We start from the raw sequence: 253 nt of genomic DNA, 5'->3' as shown, positions 1-253 counted from the left end.
ATCGTCCGCGACACGCGGGGATAGAACCTCACTTACGAATCTGCCAGGGATCCAAACCCGGTAAGGGCCTCAACGCTCAGGCGTTGGGGCGCTTGCCGTGGTTGGCCGCATTCTTCTTGCGAGCCCGCTTCTTGCGTCCACGCTTTCCCATGGCAGTCTCCTTTCGACAGCGCTCCATTGTGACACGAAGCCTGCCGTTGGTCAGAATCGCCCGGGCGCAAGGTGCTGCGCTAGGTTTATAGCCGGCGTAACC

General features: G+C 60.9%; 1 protein-coding gene. It reads right to left on the bottom strand.

From position 1 onward, the window contains the following. Positions 1-76: 76 nt before the first annotated feature. A complete protein-coding gene (locus SB689_RS23715; protein ID WP_369758845.1) occupies positions 77-151 on the bottom strand; it encodes a 50S ribosomal protein bL37 in 75 nt (24 codons plus the stop codon). Between the last annotated feature and the right edge of the window lie 102 nt (positions 152-253).

The organism is Chryseobacterium sp. SIMBA_038 (assembly GCF_046535115.1).
Lineage (GTDB): Bacteria > Bacteroidota > Bacteroidia > Flavobacteriales > Weeksellaceae > Chryseobacterium.
Note: the sequence above shows the minus strand (reverse complement) of the source record. Positions and strands in the feature narration are given on the sequence as shown.